The sequence below is a fragment of the Actinoplanes sp. CA-252034 genome (assembly GCF_050956125.1).
Taxonomy (GTDB): domain Bacteria; phylum Actinomycetota; class Actinomycetes; order Mycobacteriales; family Micromonosporaceae; genus Actinoplanes.
Genome location: NZ_CP191846.1, coordinates 5183984 through 5201476, shown reverse-complemented (window position 1 = coordinate 5201476; position 17493 = coordinate 5183984). Strand labels below are relative to the sequence as shown.

Here is a 17493-nt window from a genome sequence, read left to right as displayed (position 1 = left end):
GCGTGTGTTGCTCCGTTACCGGGCCGGGTTGCGGCCCAGCGCGGCCAGTAGCCGGTCCAGCGGGGTGGCCGTCTCGTCGACCGGCACCGCCGGCGCGAACGGAGCGCCGGGGGAGAGGCGCTGGTCGTCGTCGGGCACCCGGAGCGCGATCGGCAGGCACGCCGCGACGAGCTCGGGCGCCGGGTCGAACGGCACCCCACGGGCCACCGCGACGTCCCAGGCGTGCACCACGTAGTCGACGAGGTGGAAGCCGACCGCCATCAGCGCCGGAATCGTCTGCGACGCGATCTCCGGCATGGTGAACTCGGCCTGCTCGGCCGTCGTGAACGCGGCAAGCACCTCGTCGGCCGCCTTCCGGTGGTCGGCGACCGGGTCGTCGGTGGGGACGATCCGCCACGGCTCGGGGTCGGCGCCACGGCCGGCGGCGGCTGCGGCGAACCCACGGTGCTGGGCGCTCATGTGGGCGATCAGGTGGGCGAGGTCCCAGCCGGCGCACGGCGTGGGGCGGGACAGGTCGTCGGGGGTCACCGGGTCGAGCAGCCCGACGCTGAGCGCCACGGCCTGCCGGTCGAGCTCGAGCAACCGGGTGAAGTCAGTAAGCATGCGCCTATCATGTGCACGTGCCTACGATATGCGCAAGCCGGTATTCTCGACGCCGTGACCAGCGGACGGCCCGATCTGGCGGCGATGATCGGCCCGCTCGGGCGCACGCTGCTCGCCCTCGAAGCGCCCATCCTCGAGGCGCACGGGCTCGGGATGTGGGCGTATGCGGTGCTCCTCGGCCTGGACGAGGAACCGGTCCGCACCCAGACCGCCCTCGCCGAGGCGATCGGCGCCGACAAGACCCGCATCATCAAGACCCTCGACGACCTGACGGCGCGCGGGCTCATCGAGCGTCGCCCCGATCCCGCCGACCGCCGCGTCCGCCTGCTCTCCATCACCGCCGAGGGCCGCCGCCTCCGCGACAGCACCCAGGCGGCCATCCAGCGGGCCGAGGAGTCACTACTCGAACGCCTGACCCCGGCCGAGCGCGACACCTTCCTCGAAGCACTGCAGAAACTGATCCAGACACCCGTCTGGAGTCAGGGTCGGAAGAGTGACTCCGGGCGGGAGGCTACTGCGGGTTGATCCGCTGCGCCTCGGCCCGGGCGGCGGCGACGATCGCCTCCGCCTCGCGTTTCGCCTCGGCGCGATGGTCGTCGGCCTGCTCCTCGGCGAGCCTGAGTACCTGCTCGACCCGGGTGCCGAGTCCGGCCAGCGTGGGGCGGTCCGGCGCCTTCGCGTCCTCGACGAGGTCTCGGGTGGGGGTGACGGATCCGATGATCGTCAGGATCAGTCCCACACCGAGGGCCACGATCGCCGCCGGCAGTGACTGGCGGCCGGCCAGTGCCCCGGCGACGACGCCACCGCCGGCCAGGAACAGGAACAGGCCCAAGCCCTTCATGCCGGGCATGGTAACGCCCTCAGGCCAGGTGCGGGATCCGCCCGGTGCCGAGCGCGTGCAGCGAACCGGCCGGCACCACCTGTTGCGCGGGTGATCACCAGGGTCGGCACCCGGGTCGTGTTCTCCGGCGGCGCGGGCGAACCGGGCACGGCAGAATGTGCAATGTTCGTGTCGTTGCCGCCATCGCCGGGGACGGCGACGATGGGGACATGCGCCGGCGGATCGTGCACGTGGTCTTCGACGGGTTCCAGCTGCTCGATCTGGCCGGGCCCGCCGACGTGTTCGCCACGGCCACCCTGCTGGCCCGGTCCGGGGGGTACCGGACGGAGGTGGCCGCCGTGCGGGCCGGGGCGGTCGCGGCCAACACCGGGATCCGGGTGGAGGCGACGACGGCACTGGCGGACGTCGACGGGGAGATCGACACGGTGGTCGTGTCCGGCGGCCTGTCCGTGGCGCGTCACCGGGACGACCGGGAACTGACCGGGCACCTCAGCCGGATCTCGGGGCTCGCACGGCGTACCGCATCGGTGTGCAATGGCGCCCTGCTCCTGGCCGAGGCCGGGCTTCTCGCCGGGCGCCGTGCCACCACCCACTGGCTCGCCGCGGGCGAGCTCGCTCGCCGGCATCCGGACGTCACCGTCGACGCCGACCGGATCTACCAGCGTGACGGGCCGGTGTGGACGTCGGGCGGGGTGACCGCCGGGATCGACCTGGCGCTGGCGCTGGTCGCCGACGACCACGGCGCGCGGCTCGCCCACGACGTGGCCCGCGGGCTCGTCGTCCACCTGCACCGGCCGGGTGGGCAGAGCCAGTTCAGCCCGGCGATGCGGGCGCCGGCCTCACCCGACGAGACGATGCGTGAGCTGCAGGTCTACATCGACGCGAACCCCGGCGCCGACTTGAGTGTGCCGGCGCTGGCCCGCCGGACCGGGCTCAGCGAGCGGCACTTCGCCCGGGTCTTCACCGAACGGGTGGGCTCCACACCGGGACGCTACGTCGAACGCAGCCGGGCCGAGGCCGCCCGCCGGCTGCTGGAGACCACCGACCATCCGCTGGACCGGATCGCCCGGGAGACCGGCATCGGCGCCCCGGAGACCCTGTTCCGGGTCTTCCGCCGTCTGTGGCGGGTCGCTCCGGGCGAGTACCGGCGCCGGTTCACCATGTCCTGACAGGAGCTCCGATGCACGTCGCCATCCCGCTCTATCCACGGTTCACCGCGCTGGACGCGGTCGGCCCGTACACCGTCTTCGCCTTCGCCCCCGGCTGGCAGGTCACGTTCGTCGCCGCCGAGCCCGGCCCGGTCACCGACGACGCCGGGCGGCTCACCCTGCACGCCGTCGCCGGGTACGCGGATCTGCCCCGTCCCGACGTCGTCGTCGTTCCCGGCGGGCCCGGCACCGTCGAGGCGCTCGGTGACCGGGCGCTGCTCGACTGGATCACCGGAGCGAGCCGTCACGCGCGGTGGACGACGTCGGTGTGCAGCGGATCGTTCCTGCTGGGGGCGGCCGGTCTGCTCGACGGGCGGCGGGCGACCACCCACTGGGGGTGGCTCGACCAGCTGACCACGTTCGGGGCCGTCCCGGTCAGCGAGCGGATCGTCCACGACGGCGACGTCGTCACCGCGGCCGGGGTGTCGGCGGGTATCGACATGGCACTGTTCCTGCTGGGCACGGCCGTCGACGACCGGACCGCGCAGGCGGTCCAGCTCGCCATGGAGTACGACCCGCAGCCGCCCTATCGGTGCGGGTCCCCGGCGACCGCACCCGCCGGGCTGGCCGAGACCGCCCTCAGCCTGATCAAATGACCGCATCCGCCGGGCCGGCCGGGACCGGCCGCGCGATCACGGGGCCGGCGGGTCGCGGTGGACGATCGCGACCGTGCACGCCGCGTGCCGTACCACGTGCTGGCTGACCGAGCCGAGCAGCAGCCCCGCGACCGGCCCGTGCCCGCGGCTGCCGACCACCAGGAGTTGCGCGGCGGCGCTCGCCCGGGCCAGCGCCGCCGCCGGATGCTCCAGGGTCTCCTCGATCTGGACGGTGAGACCGGGGAACCGCTCCCGGACGGCGGCGAGTGAGGCGCCCGGCGTCTCCTGCTCGGCCGCGGCCCGGATCACCCAGAGCGGCACGTCCCGGGCCGCGGCCTGCACGGCGGCGAACCGGAGCACCGGCGTCGTCAGCGCCGACCCGTCGGCCCCGGCGACCACCGGCGCGCCCGGCACCGGAATCCCGCGGACCACGACGACCGGGCAGTGGGCGTGCGCGCTGACCGCCGAGATCACCGAGCCCAGGAGCCCGGCGACGATACTGTGGCCGTGACCGCCGAGCACGATCATGTGGGCGTCGCGGGACCGGTCGATGAGCGCCGTCGCGGCGTGCCCGCGGACCGACCGGCTCGTCACGTCGACCGTGGGGTGGGTCTTGCGTACCGTCGCGACCGCGTTCTCCAGGGCCTCGGCGATCACGTCGGTCACCGTGCGGTCCGGGCGCAGCAGCGGCAACGGCACCATCGGCGGGGCCGTCGCCGGCCACTCGTCGGCGTGCAGGACCTCGACCGGCACGCCGGTACGCGCCGCCTCGTCCCGCGCCCACAACAGCGCGGCCTGTGCGTACGCCGACCCGTCATAACCGACCACGATCCTGCCCATGGTTACGCTCCCTGCCGCGTGTCACTGGTGCCGTCTCCACCGTCGGGCAGGTCGGCTCGGTCCGGCAGGGCCGAAAGACCTGCTCTGCGGCGGGTTCCCTCCCCGGGGTCGCACGAACGGGGGAACGGGGCCGCGGCCTACCCGCGCGTGTACCGGTGCTTCACCCCCTTGGGGAAGAGCTCCGGGTCGTCGGCGGGCCGCAACTCCACCCGCGGGGTCTGGTGCGCGGCCGGTACGTAGTGGGCGAACTCGCTGTTGAGCCGCAGCAGCTCGGCCCGGATCGACGCGGCGACGGTCGCCTCCCGCTCGGGCGTGGCCCGCTCGCCGGGGGCCAGCTCGACGGCCACCGACAGGTGCCGGTCGCGGTCCGCGTCCTCGAGGGTGCGCAGCACGAACCGGCCGGTGGTCCAGGCGCTGATGCCGGGGCGTTCGAGCCCGACCGTGACGTTCTCCGGGTAGATGTTGGCGCCGAAGAACGACACGGTGAACAGGGAGCGGCCGAACACGTACACGAACGGCTGGTCCGGGCCGTCGCCCGGGTCGAATCCGTGGTGCCGGCACACCGCGAGCAACTCCGCCTTCGGCAGCACGCCGCCCTCGTCGGCGATGTGGTAGCGCACGAGCGGAACGATGCCGTCGGCACTGAACACCAGCGTGCCGTCCGGCGCCGTCTCGAACAGCCGGGTCGCCGGGTCGTACTGCACGAGCGTCGGCAGGCGGGACTCACCGAACACGGCCGCCGCGACGTCCGGCCGCCGCGACAGAAAACGCCTCAGCCGTACGCTCAAAGGTGTCTCGTTGCCGAGCACGCCCGCATCGGCCGTGCCGTACAGCGACGCCACGCCCGTCTCGGGATCGGAGATCCCGGCTCTCGTGGCGACCAGGTCACGCCACTGCTCGCTGAAGACCTCACCGGCCAGCACCAGCTTGACCCGCAGCGACGGCCAGTCCACCCCGCGAGCCGCCCCGGCGTCGATCACGTTCTTGACGAACGGCGGATAGCCCAGCAGCACGGTCTGCTCGAAGTGGCCGCCCAGCTCGCCGACGACCCGCAGGATCTCGTCGACGTCGTTGCCCGGCGCCGCCACGGTCACCGGGAGCTGCCGGCACGCCGCGACCGTGTACATGCCACCGACCCAGTTGCCGAGGGCGAAGCACACCACGGCGAGGGTGCTGCGCTCACCGGCCCGGAACCCGTCGAGGAACACCTGCGCGAACCGTCGTGTCACCGCCGCCTCGTCGGCGGCCGTCCGCGGCCAGACCGTGGGCCGCCCCGACGAACCGGACGACACCGCCACGGTCGCCGCCGCGTCCAGCCGGCCGCCCCGGCAGCGCTGCGGCAGGTCGAAGCGCTGGTGATAGTCCTGTTTGGTCATCAGGGGAATCTGTGCGGGATCGGTCACCGACGCCGGATCGACACCCTGCTCGCGAAGGAACAGCCGATAGGCGGGCACGGTCGCGACCGTGTCCTGGAACAACTCCAGCACCTGCATGGAAATCAGGTTAGACCCGGTCTGGCAGCATGATCGGGTGCCTGACTCTCCCGCCCTCGCCCAAGCCCGCCGGCACGCCGAGACCCTCGCCGCCGCCGGCAACCTGGACGGCGCCCGGGAACTGCTGTCGCGCGCCATCGAGATCGGCCGGACCCGGCTCGCTCAGGGCGACACCGAGCTGCTGTCCACGATGCGCAGGCTCGCCGAGCTCCACATGCGCGCCGACGACCCGATGTCGGCCCGGCGGGTCCTCGAGGAGGCGATCGAGGTCGGTCATCGCCTCGCCGACGCGGACCCGCTCGCGGTGCTGCTCTCCCACGACCTTGCGGTGGTCGCCGAGGAGCTCGCCAACCGGCATGTGGCCCGTGCCCAGTACACGAGGGTGGCCACTCTCGGTCCGGCAGCCCTCGGTGAGGAGCATCCGGCGGTCGCCCGCGCCCGCGCCTACCTGTCCTCCGGCCGGCCGGACCAGCCCGCCGACGTGCCGCCCGTGGTCGCCGCGCCCGTGCCGCTTCCCGCGCCGGTGCCGGTTTCCACGCCCGTGCCGCCTCTTGCGCCCGTCGCCTCCGCTGCGCCGCCCGTTCCCGCCCCGCGGTCACGCAAGTCCTGGATGCTCGCCGCCGTCGGCGCGCTCGCCCTGACCGCCGGCGTGACCCTGCTGCGTCCCGGCGACGCGCCCGGGCCTGCCGCTCACGGCGCCGACGGACCGTCCACCTCCCCGCAGGCGTCCACCTCCCCGCAGGCGATCACGTCCGGGCCCGCGGCCCCGCGGCCTTCTGCGACCCCCTCGTCCGGTACGCCCGGAGCAGTCCCGTCGCGGACCGGGCAGCGGTCGGCGAACCCCACCACGACCACCGCTGCGGCGTCCACGAGGACCCGGATCGTCTCGCCACGCGACGGTGGCACGGTCACCTGGCCGTTCGACGCGACGTTCACCGTGTCCGAAGCCGACGCCACCGCCACCGGCACGGTGATCGCCCTGTCGATCTGCGTGGCCGGGCACTGCTATCTGGACGGCAAGCTCGACCTCTACGACGGGGTCGCCGCCCCGTACACCGTCTATCTGGGCTCGACGAAGCCGGAGGGCACCGGCGTGGCGTGGAAGGTGCGACTGGATCGCCTGACCAGATCCACCTACACCACCCTGATCGCCGAGCGCGACGCCGCCATCGCCGCCGGGACCTGGGGGAACACCAGCACCCGGATGAACGCCCTGAACCGTTCCCCGGTCAGTGCCCTGACCGTGACGAAGGGGAGCTGAACAGCCCTGTCACAGCGGGCGCTCACGTGGTGACATGGAGTCCGGAGACATCGACGAGAAGCGGTGCCCCGGGCTCCATCGGAGGTGACGTGACCATGACCGCCGTGCTGGTGTTGTTCGCAGCGATCCTGCTCATGAAGGTGGTGGGCCTGATCGCCCTGTCCTGGGTCGACCGCCCACCCACGCCGCTGCCACACCCCGATCCGTGCCTGGGCCCGCTGCTGGACCTGCCCGTCGCCCCACCGGACCCGGAGCGCACCCTGCTCGCCGACCTGCGAGCCGGCCGGATCACCCGCGACGACTACCGGGCCGCCATGGCCGCCCTGGCAGCCCGCTCGGCGGCGACCCACCCGTTGCAGACCCCGTCCGGCCCGGACTCCTGACCCCGGCCGGCCGTCGTCCGCGCTGCTGCCGGACCGGCCGGGGGTCGGATGACGGAGGCTGTCAGCCGGCGAAGGCGAGGCCGTGCTCGGCCAGCGCCGCCTCCAGGAGCCGGATCGCCTTCGGGCCGACGCCGTGCATCGCCAGGAGATCGCGGCGGCGGTGGCGGGCGACCTCGGCGAGGGTGGTGATGCCGGCCAGCATCAGCGCGCCGGTGGCGGGACGGCCGATGGGCGGCAGGTCACCGATCTGCGCGGGAACGTCGCGAGTGCTCACCGCATCACGGTAGGGCACCCGTCACGCCGCGGCTCCGGTGCCGGGCTCAGTGGGGCTGGACCTGGCCGGTCAGTTCGCTGATGCGGCCCAGATGATCGAAGGAGACCCGCATGTGGGAGCCGTCCGAGTGCCGGCCGAGCACCCCGCCCTTGCCGTCGTCGACGCGCCAGCCCTGCTGACGGAGGAACGACACCACGACGGTCCGGTGGTCGACGGAGAACGCCTGCAGCACCTGACCGAGGACGGTGAAGGCCCGCTCCGGCGACACCGCGCCCTGCACCTTCGACGGGAGGTTCTCCAGGTGGAAGAAGATCGCGCCGCCGTTGTAGGTGCCCCGGTAGTAGGGGCGCCCGGTCAATCCGGAGGCGACCAGCGACAGGCGGTGGCCGTCGATGTGATCGAGCCGCAGCGACGGCTCGTAGAACTCGCGGATCCCTTCGCCGCGGCCGTGCTCGCGCAGCCAGCCGGCCAGTTGCAGCAGCGCCGGGTCCAGGTTGCTGGCGCTGTTCGCCCAGGCCCACAACCAGGTGCGGTCCGCGTGACTCTCCGTGCCCAGCAGCTGCACGGGATAGCGCAGATCGTTGCCGAAGGTGACCGATCCGGCGTTCAGGTCGAGTTGCCAGCCACGGTCGCCGAGTAGGTCGGCGAGCGCCAGCTGGCGGGCCATGCCGGTGGCGACGTGCTGGGCGAACAGGTCTGCGAACGAGGACACGAACCGGCCTTTCGATCAAGGTAGCCGGTGCAGTGTGACATGCCTTTCCGCCGGTGCCGACCCCGCGGGTCGGCACCGGCGGGTCAGACTTCAGACAGCGGGGAACGGAGCGACGTCCTGCTTGCACCGGGTGCCCACCGGCGGCACCTCCCCGTTGAGGAGGTAACGCGTGTACCAGCTCGTGACACACGCGCTGTAGCGGCTCGTGTGGCCGAAGCCGTCCAGAGTCAGCAACCGTGCGTTACCGAGCTGACGGGTCATCCGGACCCCGAAGTCGTAGCGGGTCGCCGGGTCGTAGGTCGGGTTGACCACCAGGACCGTCTGCGCGGTGCGGCGGTTCCACGGGCCGTCGTACGCCTCCTTGATGATCGGCCAGTTGGCGCAGCCGACCTCGCTGAAAGCCTCGGACCGGCCGAAGGTCGGGTGGGCCTTCTCGAAGGCGGCCGCGAATCCCGGGTACAGCGCGGGGTTGCGGGGCAGCGGCGCGTCCGCGCAGTTCACCGCGAAGAACGAGTCGTTGCCGTTGAACGCGTACGCGTCACCCAGCCAGCCGCGCCCGGTGGGTGCCTGCGGTAGTCCCGCGGCGGAGGCGCGCAGTGCCGCCGGATCGCCGAGGACGGCGTCGTAGGTGTTCTGCAGCGTCTGTGCCGCGACCGGGAAGTTGGCCATGTTGTAGAGGATCTGACCGACGTAGCCGACCAGATCGTCGATCGTGACGGTCCCGCCACCGGGGATCTCCGCCGGGCCCTGCCGCAGCCGGTCCCGCAGCCGGTCGAACTTGCCCCTCGCGTCGCCGGAGAAGGCACACGCCGCCCCGGCCTTGTCGCACTCGTCGAGGAACCCGTCGAGCGCGATCTCGAAGCCGCCGGCCCGGCCGAACTTGTTCGCCAGCCGGTGGTTGGTCCGCTGATCGGGGTCGACGTTGCCGTCGATGATGATCGCGCGGACCTTCTTCGGGAACAGGTTGGCGTAGGTGGCGCCGATCAGGGTGCCGTAGGAGTAGCCGATGAACGACAGGCGGGAGTCGCCGGCGCCCTGCCGGAGCAGGTCGAGGTCCTTGGCGACGTTCAGCGTGCTCATGTGGGTCAGCAGCGGGCCCATGTTCCTCTTGCAGGCCTCGGTGTACTCCCAGTTGGCCGAGAGGGTGCTGCGGATCTCCTCCCGGGTGATCGGCACGCCCTTGATCCGGCTCAGCACGGCCTCGGCCTCGGCGTCGGTCGGGTAGCACTGGACGGGGTCGCTGGCCCCGATCCCGCGCGGGTCGAAGCCCACCAGGTCGAACCGGGCGAGGACCTCGGGCGAGGCGATCCGGGCCGACGATCGCACCATGCCGCGCCCGGCGCCGCCGGGGCCGCCCGGGTTCACGAAGATGGTTCCGATCTTGCGGGCCGGATCGTCGGCGGGCCGGCGGGACAGGGCGATCGTCGTGGTCGGGCCGCCCGGCCTGTCGTGGTCGAGCGGTACCTCGTAGGTGGCGCAGTCGAAGCCCAGCAGGGCGGTCTCGGTGCACGCGGACCAGGCGATCGACGGTGGGGCCGCGGTCGCGGCGCTGGGAACGGCGAGCGCGGCGGCGGTGAGCGCGAGAGCGGCTCCCGCGCGAACGGCGAATCGGCGCACGGAGTCTCCTTCCGGTGGGAAGCAGGAACCAGCGCATGCTCTCACGTATTCAGATGTGTCGCTGCCTCCTCTCGGCGGCGGCCACGCGGAGGGCAGGCGATCCTCCTGCCCTCCTAGGATGCTGTAGCGGGTGTGTACGCGGCCCTGCTCAGGCGCACCAGATCGGCCAGGTGAGCCGGTGGGTCGTCACGCCACCACGCCAGCCACACGTCGATCCGTGGCGCCTGGCGCAGCGTGCGGTAGGCGACCCCCGGCCGTGGGTTCTGGTTGGCGGTCGCCTCCGACGTGACGCCGACCGCCTGCCCGGCGGCGATCAGCAGCAGCCACTCGTCGACGCCGTGGGTGGTGCGGACGTTCGACGGGCGGGGGCCGGCCGCCCACAGGTCGAGCGTGGTCGTCCCGGTGCGGGCGTCGATGGCCACCGGGTACCGGGTCAGGTCGCTGACGTGCAGGGTACGGCGCCGGGCGAGCGGGTTGTCGGTGGCGACGGCCGCGCACCGGGCCTCGCTGCCGATGTGCGCCGTCGCGAACCGTGGGTCGTCAAGGGCGCGGCGGACCACGGCCACGTCGGCGGTGCCGTCGCTGAGCCCGGCGCTGGGCGTGTTGGTGTGCACGAACACCAGCGGCGTGCCCGGGTGCAGGGCCGCCCACGTGCGCTGCAGGCGGCGGGTGTGTTTGCCGAGGGCCGCCCACGCGTACCCGATGCGCAGCTCGGTGCGCTGACGCTCGGCGAGCCGGCCCAGGTGGGCGATCTCGTCGAGGACGCGGCGGGCGCCGGCCAGGACCTGCGTCCCGGTCCCGGTGAGCGTGACGTGGCGGGTGGTGCGCTGCAGCACGCGTACGCCGAGCGCCTCCTCCAGCGCCGCGATCGACCGCGACACCGCGGCCTGGGAGACGCCCAGCTCGGCCGCGGCGTCGGTGAACGTGCCGGTGTCGACGACGGCGACGAGCGCACGCAGGTGACGCAGCTGCAGATCCATGCGCCCAGCGTATAAGTACCGCACCGCGCGTATTTCTCATCGCCCCGGGGCTGCATCGACACTGGCGGACATGACGGCTGTGGTCGAGGAGAGAACGGTGACGCGACGGGGCTCGCGGCTCGCCGGGCTGGCGATGATGGCGGGTGGTGCGGCCAGCAACCAGACGGGCGCGGCGATCGGCGCGCACGCGTTCGACCTGATCGGCCCGTTCGGGGTGGTCGCGGTCCGGCAGTTGGTGGCCGCATCGGTGCTGCTGCCGGTGGTCCGCCCGGACCTGCGCCGGTTCACCTGGGCCCAGTGGTGGCCGACGATCCTGCTCGGCACGGTGTTCGTCACGATGAACCTGACGCTCTACACGGCCATCGACCGGATCGGGCTGGGCTTGGCGGTCACCCTGGAGTTCCTGGGCCCGCTCGCGGTGGCGCTCGCCGGCTCCCGCAGCCGGCTCGACCTGCTCTGCGCGGTGGGTGCCGGCGCCGGGGTGTACGTGCTGGTCCTGCCGGCGGGCGACAGCGACTGGGTGGGGATCGGCTGTGGCCTGGTCGCGGCGTGCTGCTGGGCGTCCTACATCCTGCTGAACCGGCTGCTCGGCCGCCGGCTGCCCGGTCTGCAGGCGACGGCGGCCGCGACGACGGTCGCCGCGGTGCTGACCCTGCCGCTGGTGATCACGCTGGTCGTGCAGGGCCGGATGACACCGCCGGCCCTCGCCTACGGGCTGGCCGCCGGCCTGATGGCGTCGGTCGTTCCGTATGCGATCGACCTGCTGGCGCTGCGCCGGGTGCCGACCGCCTACTTCGGTGTCGTGATGAGCGTCCACCCCGTTTTCGCCGCCCTCGCCGGGCTGATCCTTCTCGGACAGGTGCTGGAGCCGCACGAGTGGATCGGGATCGCCGTCGTGGTGGCGGTGAACGTGATCGCCGTCCGGCAGCAGGCGGGGCGCGGCTGACCGGGCAGAATCGGTACGTGACTGAGCTACTGGTTCACTCGACGGCCAACGAGGTCACCGGCGGGGTGTGGCGGATCCGGCACGGCGACGGCACGGCGATCCGCAAGGTCGTCAACGCGCGCCGGGACGGTGCCGCCGCCCACCTGGCCGCCAGCGACGACCCGGGGCATTTCAACTACTGGCGGCGCGAACCGCTCGTCTACGAGACCGGGCTGGCGGCGTCGGCGTTCGCGGCCGGTGGGCTCCGCGGGCCGTCGCTGATCGCGCTGAACACCCTCGACGACGGTGTGGTCGAGATGCTCCTGGAGGACGTCCAGGGCACGGCCGGCATGTCCTTGGAGCCCGGGGAGCTGGGCGAGTGTGCGTACCGGCTCGGGGTCGGGCAGAGCGGATGGGCCGCCGACCCGCCGCGGACCGCCTGGCTGGCCCGGGATTTCCTCGCCGATTACACGCTGGCCCAGCCGGTGCCGGACGACCTGCGCTGGGATCATCCGGCGGCTGAGGCCGCCCTCCCGGCGCCGCTGCGCGCCGGGCTGCGGCGGCTGTGGGAGCGGCGCCACGAGCTGATCGAGGCGTCGGCCGCGCTGCCGCGCACCCTCTGCCACCACGACGTCTGGCCGATGAACCTGATCGGTTCCGGTCGCGGCCCGGTTCTTCTCGATTGGGCGTACGCCGGACCGGGCGCGCTGGGCGAGGACGCGGCGAACCTGGCGCTCGACACGTTCTGGGACGGCTACGTCGACGTGGCGCGCCTCCCGGCCGTCGTCGACGCGGTGATCAGCGGCTACGCCCGCGGTGTGGCGGACGTGCTGCCGCCGGACGAGGTCCGGCGGGCGGTCATGGTGACCGGCGCCACCAAGTACTTCTGGCTGCTGCCGCGCATGCTCGTGTCGGCGTGGAGCAGCCCGCGCGGCAGGGGCTACGACACCCGTGACTGGGAGCCGATGTTCGCCGGCCGGGCCCCGATGTTCCAGCTGATCGTCGACTGGTCCGAGGCGATCTGACCGGCGTGTCACCGAGGGGCGCCCTTCGGCGGCGACGACGGCGACCGCATCCCGGCCCCGTGCCGGACGACGAGCGGTTCCCGGATAATGATCGGCATGAACGTTCGCTACGACGAGGTGCTCGATCCACTGCGCCAGGCCTACGACACCGGCGCGGCCTGGCGGGACGGTGTCACCAAGGATCCGTGGAAGCTGGGGGAGCGGCAGGCGTTCCGGGACCGGCTGGCGCCCGGCGCGCGCCTGCTGGAGGTGGGCGCCGGCACCGGGCACGACAGCCTGTTCTTCCAGCAGGAGGGCCTGGCTGTGGTCGCCGCCGACCTGTCACCGGAGATGGTGGAGCGCTGCCGGGCCAAGGGCGTCGACGCGCACGTGATGGACTTCCTGCACCTGGACTTCCCGGCCGGCTCGTTCGACGCCGTGTATGCCATGAACTGCCTGCTGCACGTGCCCAACCGCGATCTGCCCACGGTCCTGGCGGCGATCCGGACGATCCTGCGGCCCGGTGGCCTGCTGTTCGTCGGGGTGTACGGCGGTGAGAGCGCCGAGGGGCCGCTGGACGGCGATCAGCATGTGCCGCCGCGGTTCTTCTCGTGGCGCACCGACGAGCAGTTGATCGGCTTCGCCACCGCGGCCGGGTTCGAGGTCGCCGACTTCCATCCGGTCGACACCGGCCGCGGTCACCGGTTTCAGTCGCTGACCCTCACGGCCACGGCAGCGACTCCCACAGCCGGGGGTGGCGAGTGAGGTGAATCAGGCGGTCGGCGAGGCGGCGGTGGGCCGGGCTGCCGGCGGAGCCGCCCCACAGTGGGGCGCTGCTCATGCCGTCGGCGGCGGCCACCACCAGGGCCAGGACGTCGTCGGGGAGCCCGTCGGCGGCCAGGGCGGCTTCGATGCGCTCGGCGTCGGCCCTGGCCACCTCGGCGACCGCGGGCAGCGTCATCAGCTGGGTGATCAGGGCCAGCGACTCGCGGGCCTCGGCGTCGCTGCCGGACAGCACCGCCCTGATGTAGGCGCGGGTCAGCCGGCCGGGCGAGGTGTCGGCCGGGTCCAGCGCGGCGTCGACGGCGGCCTGGAACGCGGCCAGCTCGGTGCGGACCAGCTTCAGGATGAGCTCGTCCTTGCTGGCGAAGTGGTAGATCAGGCCGCCTTTGGAGACGCCGGCGAAACGGGCGATCTCGTCCAGGGAGGCGTGGATGCCGCGCACCCGGATCGCCTCGGCGGCGGCCGCGAGCAGCGACCGCCTCGTCTCCTGCGGCGACCGGCCGGCTGTGCGTCCCACGACCGACAACCTACCTACGCGCCCGTCGCGGAGGGCGACAGGGCCTTCGACGGGCGCGGCGACGGGATCAGCCGCCACGCCACCAGGGCGGCCGCGACGGTCAGGGCCGCGGCGACCAGGGACGTGACCTGCATGCCGGCGATGAACGCGTCGCGAGCGGCGTCGGCGGCCGGGGACTGCGGGCCCAGCACCCTCAGGGCGGGGCCGAGCGAGTCCCGTACCGCCGCGGTGTCCTCGGCCGTAAGGCCGGAAGGGATCACCACCGCTCTGCGGTAGACGAACGACACCAGCGAGCCGAGGACCGCGATGCCCAGAACGACACCGAGCTCGTTGGCGGTCTCGGTGATCGCCGACACCGAGCCGGCCTTGCGCGGCGGCGCTGCCGAGACGATTGCGTCGCCGGTCAGCGTCATCGCCAGGCCGATGCCGAGACCGATGGGGACAAGAGCGAGACCCATCCAGAGGTACGGGCCATGCGCGGCCGCCGCGACCAGAGCGAGGCCGGCCGCGGCCGTGGCGAGACCGGAAGCGATCGCCCGTCCCCGCCCCCAGCGGGTCACCGCGACGCCGATCAGCGCGACGACGGCGATCGAGGCGATCGTCGCCGGGAGCTCGGCCAGGCCGGCCCGCAGTGGGCTGAGCCCACGGGCCAGCTGCAGGTACTGCGAGAAGAAGAACAGCAGCCCGGTCAGCGCGAAGATCGCGATCACGTTGGCGGCGACCGCCCCGGAGAAGGCGGGGCTGCGGAACAGCTCCACATCGAGCATCGGCTGGTCGAGACGCCGCTGCCGTCGCACGAACAGCGCGCCGGCGGTCACACCGGCGAGCACGCATCCGACCGTGACCGTGTCGACGCCGTGCCCCGCGACGTGCTTGATCGCGAAGACCAGCGGGACGATCGCGGCCATCGACAGCGCCGCCGAGAGGACGTCGAAGCGTCCCGGCTGCGGATCGCGGGACTCCGGCAGCAGCCGCAGCCCGGAGATCAGGACCAGCAGCATCACCGGCACGTTGATCAGGAACACCGAACCCCACCAGAAGTGCTCCAGCAGCGCGCCACCGGTCAGCGGGCCGATCGCCGAGCCGGCGCCGAACGCGGTCGACCAGATGGCGATGGCCCGGGCCCGTTCGGTGTCGTCGGGGAACAGGTTGCGGATCAGCGACAGCGTCGACGGCATCAGCGTCGCCCCGGCCACCCCGAGCGCCAGCCGGGCGGCGATCAGCTGCTCGGCGCTGTCGGCGAACGCGGCCAGCAGTGACACGACACCGAACGCGGCCGCGCCGAGCAGCAGGATCCGCTTGCGGCCGAACCGGTCGGCGAGGTTGCCCATCAGCACCAGCAGGCCGGCCAGCGCGAGGGAGTAGACGTCGCCGATCCAGAGGACCTGCTCGGCGGTGGGGGAGAGGTCGGCTGTCAGGGCGGGCACGGCCAGGGCGAGCACGGTGTTGTCGATGGCGAGCAGGAGCACGGCCGCGGCCAGGACGGCCAGGGCAGCCCACCGGTGCCGGATCGGGGCGAGGAGCATGCTGAAACTGTACCGACTGGTCGGTAAAGTTCGCCAGAGCCTTCAGGCCAGATCGAGCAGGGCCGTACCGCCGTCGTGGACCAGCCGGTCGTCCCAGTAACCGAGCCGGCCGCACCCGACACAGCGGCTGCTCACGGCCAGGGCCCGGATCGATTCACGGCGCTCGTCCAGGGCGAAGCCGACGGCCAGGTTGAAATCGTCGCTGCCACAGTCGCAGCCCATCAGCGTGACGTCGTCGTCGCGGGAGCGGGCTGAGCTGTCGGCGATGAAGTGGGTGCTCTCACAGCCCCGGCAGTCGCGCCGGATCGTCTGGCGGGACAGGTCGCCGCACAGGCTGAAGACCCGGCTTCCGCAGCCGGCACAGACACACAGCCTCACCTCGTCGACCGGATAGCCGACGGCGCCCTGCTCCCGTGCGTACCCGATAAGGTCCTCAATGGTCTCGCCGGTCGTCATGGCTGCCATCATGGTGCCCCGCTCACACCGCCGGGGGCCCCGCCGGGCTGCGGCCGGAGGGCTCGGGTCCTCACCGGCGCCAGGCCACGCTGCCTCCGCACCGACCGGTCGCGGCGGAAAACCGACCGCTATGTGGGATCGGGACGATCCGGCGGGCGCCATCCAACTAGTGTCCTAGGACGCCCTAGGCGCTGTGCGCCCGTGAACAAATCAGAGGACGGCTTCGCCGACCCACCTGCAGTTCCGGACCGAAGACAACGCTCCGTTGCTGCGGGCTGTACGCCGGCGGCACCGCCCTTCCGATGTCGTGCTGCCCTCGCGAACCCCTCGATCATTCAAATGACGTTCGTACTGCAATCCGGGCATGATGGTGCTCTGATTCGCGCGGGTGCCGGGTCAGATCATCGAGATGACGATCTTGCCTTTGGCGGTGCCCTTGGCGATGTGGTCGAGGGCTTGCGGCGTGGCGGTGAAGGGGTAGACGCGATCGATGACCGGGCGGATGGTGCCGTTCTCCACGAGGGTGGTGATCTCGCTGAGCTGCCTGCCACTGGCCCGCATGAACAGGAACGAGTAGTCGACGCCGAGTCGTGCGGCTTTGCGCCTGGTCGTCAGGCTGAGCAGGCGGGTGGCGAGTCTGAGGACGGGGCTGCCGCCGATCTCGCGGGCGAAGTCGGGGTCGGGCGGGCCGGCGATGCCGATGACCTTGCCGCCGGGCTTGAGGATGCTCATCGATTTCGCCACGCTGTCCGGGCCCTGGCTGTCCAGGACGACGTCGTAGCCGTCGAGCTGGGTGGCGAAATCCTGGGTGCGGTAGTCGATGACGATGTCGGCGCCCAGTTCCTTGAGGAAGGCGGCGTTCGTGGCGCTCGCGGTCGTCGCTACGGTGGCGCCGAGGTGTTTGGCGAGTTGGATGGCGATGGTGCCGACGCCGCCGGAGCCGGCTTGGACGAGGACCTTCTGGCCGGGCTGCAGGTCGGCGCGTTCGACGAGGGCCTGCCAGGCGGTCAGGGCCACCAGGGGCAGCGAGGCGGCTTCGGTCATGGTGAGGTTGACCGGTTTACGCGCGAGGTCGTCCTGGTTCAGTGTGAGCATCTCGGCGAAGGTGCCGATCCGGTCCTTGTCGGGGCGGGCGTAGACCTCGTCGCCGGGCGCGAAGGCATGGACCCCGGCGCCGACCCGGACGACCGTGCCGGCCAGGTCGTTGCCCAGGGCCAGGGGCAGGCGGTAGGACAGCAGGAGCTTGAACTCCCCTTGCGCGATCTTGGTGTCGAGTTGGTTGACGCCGGCCGCGTGGATGCGGACCAGGACCTCTCCGGCCGCGACGCCGGGCTCGGGCAGTTCGGCGAGCCGGACGCTCGGCTCTTTGGTGTACCGGTCGATGACGTATGCCTTCATGGCGTTCTCCGGGTGAGGTCGTGAGTGCAGGCGGCGGGCGCTCCGGGGTTCGTCGAGCGAATTGTAGTATGGTCGT

The 17493-nt window shown here is 72.4% G+C and carries 19 protein-coding genes and 1 pseudogene; 8 read left to right on the top strand and 12 right to left on the bottom strand.

What is annotated here, in order from left to right; translation table 11 throughout:
* Positions 1-15: 15 nt before the first annotated feature.
* Positions 16-603: a TIGR03086 family metal-binding protein gene (locus ACQPZW_RS23775; RefSeq protein ID WP_433797132.1), complete on the bottom strand. Its 588-nt coding sequence runs from the start codon at positions 601-603 to the stop codon at positions 16-18.
* Positions 604-657: 54 nt separating this feature from the next.
* Between ACQPZW_RS23775 and ACQPZW_RS23770 the strand changes: the two genes are divergently transcribed.
* Positions 658-1128: a MarR family winged helix-turn-helix transcriptional regulator gene (locus tag ACQPZW_RS23770; RefSeq protein ID WP_433797131.1), complete on the top strand. Its 471-nt coding sequence runs from the start codon at positions 658-660 to the stop codon at positions 1126-1128.
* On the opposite strand, the pseudogene ACQPZW_RS23765 reads toward ACQPZW_RS23770, so the two are convergent.
* A pseudogene (locus ACQPZW_RS23765) lies at positions 1127-1270 on the bottom strand (cell division protein DivIVA); the annotation flags it as partial. The gene ACQPZW_RS23770 and the pseudogene ACQPZW_RS23765 sit on opposite strands and share 2 nt — an antisense overlap.
* A 383-nt stretch (positions 1271-1653) precedes the next feature.
* Between ACQPZW_RS23765 and ACQPZW_RS23760 the strand changes: the two are divergent.
* Together ACQPZW_RS23760 and ACQPZW_RS23755 are read left to right on the top strand one after the other, a co-directional pair.
* A complete protein-coding gene (locus ACQPZW_RS23760) occupies positions 1654-2613 on the top strand; it encodes a GlxA family transcriptional regulator (protein ID WP_433797130.1) in 960 nt (319 codons plus the stop codon).
* Between the two features lie 11 nt (positions 2614-2624).
* On the top strand, positions 2625-3248 hold the full coding sequence (locus ACQPZW_RS23755; RefSeq protein WP_433797129.1) for a DJ-1/PfpI family protein: 624 nt from the start codon (positions 2625-2627) through the stop codon (positions 3246-3248).
* Positions 3249-3284: 36 nt separating this feature from the next.
* Here the strand turns inward: ACQPZW_RS23755 and ACQPZW_RS23750 are convergent, their stop codons facing one another.
* Positions 3285-4088 (bottom strand): universal stress protein, encoded by an 804-nt coding sequence (locus ACQPZW_RS23750; protein ID WP_433797128.1) that lies wholly within the window; start codon positions 4086-4088, stop codon positions 3285-3287.
* A gap of 137 nt (positions 4089-4225) precedes the next feature.
* On the bottom strand, positions 4226-5581 hold the full coding sequence (locus ACQPZW_RS23745; protein ID WP_433797127.1) for a phenylacetate--CoA ligase family protein: 1356 nt from the start codon (positions 5579-5581) through the stop codon (positions 4226-4228).
* A gap of 37 nt (positions 5582-5618) precedes the next feature.
* Here ACQPZW_RS23745 and ACQPZW_RS23740 point away from each other — a divergent pair, with 37 nt between their 5' ends.
* Together ACQPZW_RS23740 and ACQPZW_RS23735 are read left to right on the top strand one after the other, a co-directional pair.
* The gene (locus ACQPZW_RS23740) at positions 5619-6842 is read left to right on the top strand and encodes a tetratricopeptide repeat protein (protein WP_433797126.1); all 1224 of its coding nucleotides are present in this window, start codon (positions 5619-5621) and stop codon (positions 6840-6842) included.
* 89 nt (positions 6843-6931) lie between these two features.
* Positions 6932-7225 carry a hypothetical protein gene (locus tag ACQPZW_RS23735; RefSeq protein ID WP_433797125.1) on the top strand — a complete coding sequence of 98 codons (294 nt, stop codon included), beginning with the start codon at positions 6932-6934 and terminating at the stop codon, positions 7223-7225.
* A gap of 61 nt (positions 7226-7286) precedes the next feature.
* Here the strand turns inward: ACQPZW_RS23735 and ACQPZW_RS23730 are convergent, their stop codons facing one another.
* The 4 genes from ACQPZW_RS23730 to ACQPZW_RS23715 all read right to left on the bottom strand — a co-directional run bounded on the left by ACQPZW_RS23730 (position 7287) and on the right by ACQPZW_RS23715 (position 10808).
* Positions 7287-7499: a DNA-binding protein gene (locus tag ACQPZW_RS23730; RefSeq protein WP_433797124.1), complete on the bottom strand. Its 213-nt coding sequence runs from the start codon at positions 7497-7499 to the stop codon at positions 7287-7289.
* 46 nt (positions 7500-7545) lie between these two features.
* Positions 7546-8211 carry a DUF6882 domain-containing protein gene (locus ACQPZW_RS23725; RefSeq protein WP_433797123.1) on the bottom strand — a complete coding sequence of 222 codons (666 nt, stop codon included), beginning with the start codon at positions 8209-8211 and terminating at the stop codon, positions 7546-7548.
* Between the two features lie 90 nt (positions 8212-8301).
* A complete protein-coding gene (locus ACQPZW_RS23720) occupies positions 8302-9828 on the bottom strand; it encodes an alpha/beta hydrolase (RefSeq protein WP_433797122.1) in 1527 nt (508 codons plus the stop codon).
* A 113-nt stretch (positions 9829-9941) separates the two neighbouring features.
* Positions 9942-10808, bottom strand: a complete 867-nt coding sequence (locus ACQPZW_RS23715) for a LysR family transcriptional regulator (RefSeq protein WP_433797121.1) — start codon at positions 10806-10808, stop codon at positions 9942-9944.
* Positions 10809-10878: 70 nt separating this feature from the next.
* Between ACQPZW_RS23715 and ACQPZW_RS23710 the strand changes: the two genes are divergently transcribed.
* From ACQPZW_RS23710 to ACQPZW_RS23700, 3 genes are all read left to right on the top strand, one after another.
* The gene (locus ACQPZW_RS23710) at positions 10879-11754 is read left to right on the top strand and encodes an EamA family transporter (protein WP_433797120.1); all 876 of its coding nucleotides are present in this window, start codon (positions 10879-10881) and stop codon (positions 11752-11754) included.
* Positions 11755-11771: 17 nt separating this feature from the next.
* On the top strand, positions 11772-12758 hold the full coding sequence (locus ACQPZW_RS23705; protein ID WP_433797119.1) for a phosphotransferase family protein: 987 nt from the start codon (positions 11772-11774) through the stop codon (positions 12756-12758).
* Positions 12759-12845: 87 nt separating this feature from the next.
* Positions 12846-13502: a class I SAM-dependent methyltransferase gene (locus ACQPZW_RS23700; protein ID WP_433797118.1), complete on the top strand. Its 657-nt coding sequence runs from the start codon at positions 12846-12848 to the stop codon at positions 13500-13502.
* Here the strand turns inward: ACQPZW_RS23700 and ACQPZW_RS23695 are convergent.
* The 4 genes from ACQPZW_RS23695 to ACQPZW_RS23680 all read right to left on the bottom strand — a co-directional run bounded on the left by ACQPZW_RS23695 (position 13459) and on the right by ACQPZW_RS23680 (position 17417).
* Positions 13459-14037 (bottom strand): TetR/AcrR family transcriptional regulator, encoded by a 579-nt coding sequence (locus ACQPZW_RS23695; RefSeq protein ID WP_433797117.1) that lies wholly within the window; start codon positions 14035-14037, stop codon positions 13459-13461. The genes ACQPZW_RS23700 and ACQPZW_RS23695 overlap by 44 nt on opposite strands.
* A 14-nt stretch (positions 14038-14051) precedes the next feature.
* Entirely contained in the window at positions 14052-15563 is a 1512-nt protein-coding gene (locus tag ACQPZW_RS23690; protein WP_433797116.1) for an MFS transporter, read from the bottom strand.
* A 42-nt stretch (positions 15564-15605) separates the two neighbouring features.
* A complete protein-coding gene (locus ACQPZW_RS23685) occupies positions 15606-16019 on the bottom strand; it encodes a hypothetical protein (RefSeq protein WP_433797115.1) in 414 nt (137 codons plus the stop codon).
* A gap of 396 nt (positions 16020-16415) precedes the next feature.
* Positions 16416-17417, bottom strand: coding sequence for an NADP-dependent oxidoreductase (locus ACQPZW_RS23680; protein WP_433797114.1), 1002 nt, complete (start codon positions 17415-17417; stop codon positions 16416-16418).
* Positions 17418-17493: the final 76 nt, after the last annotated feature.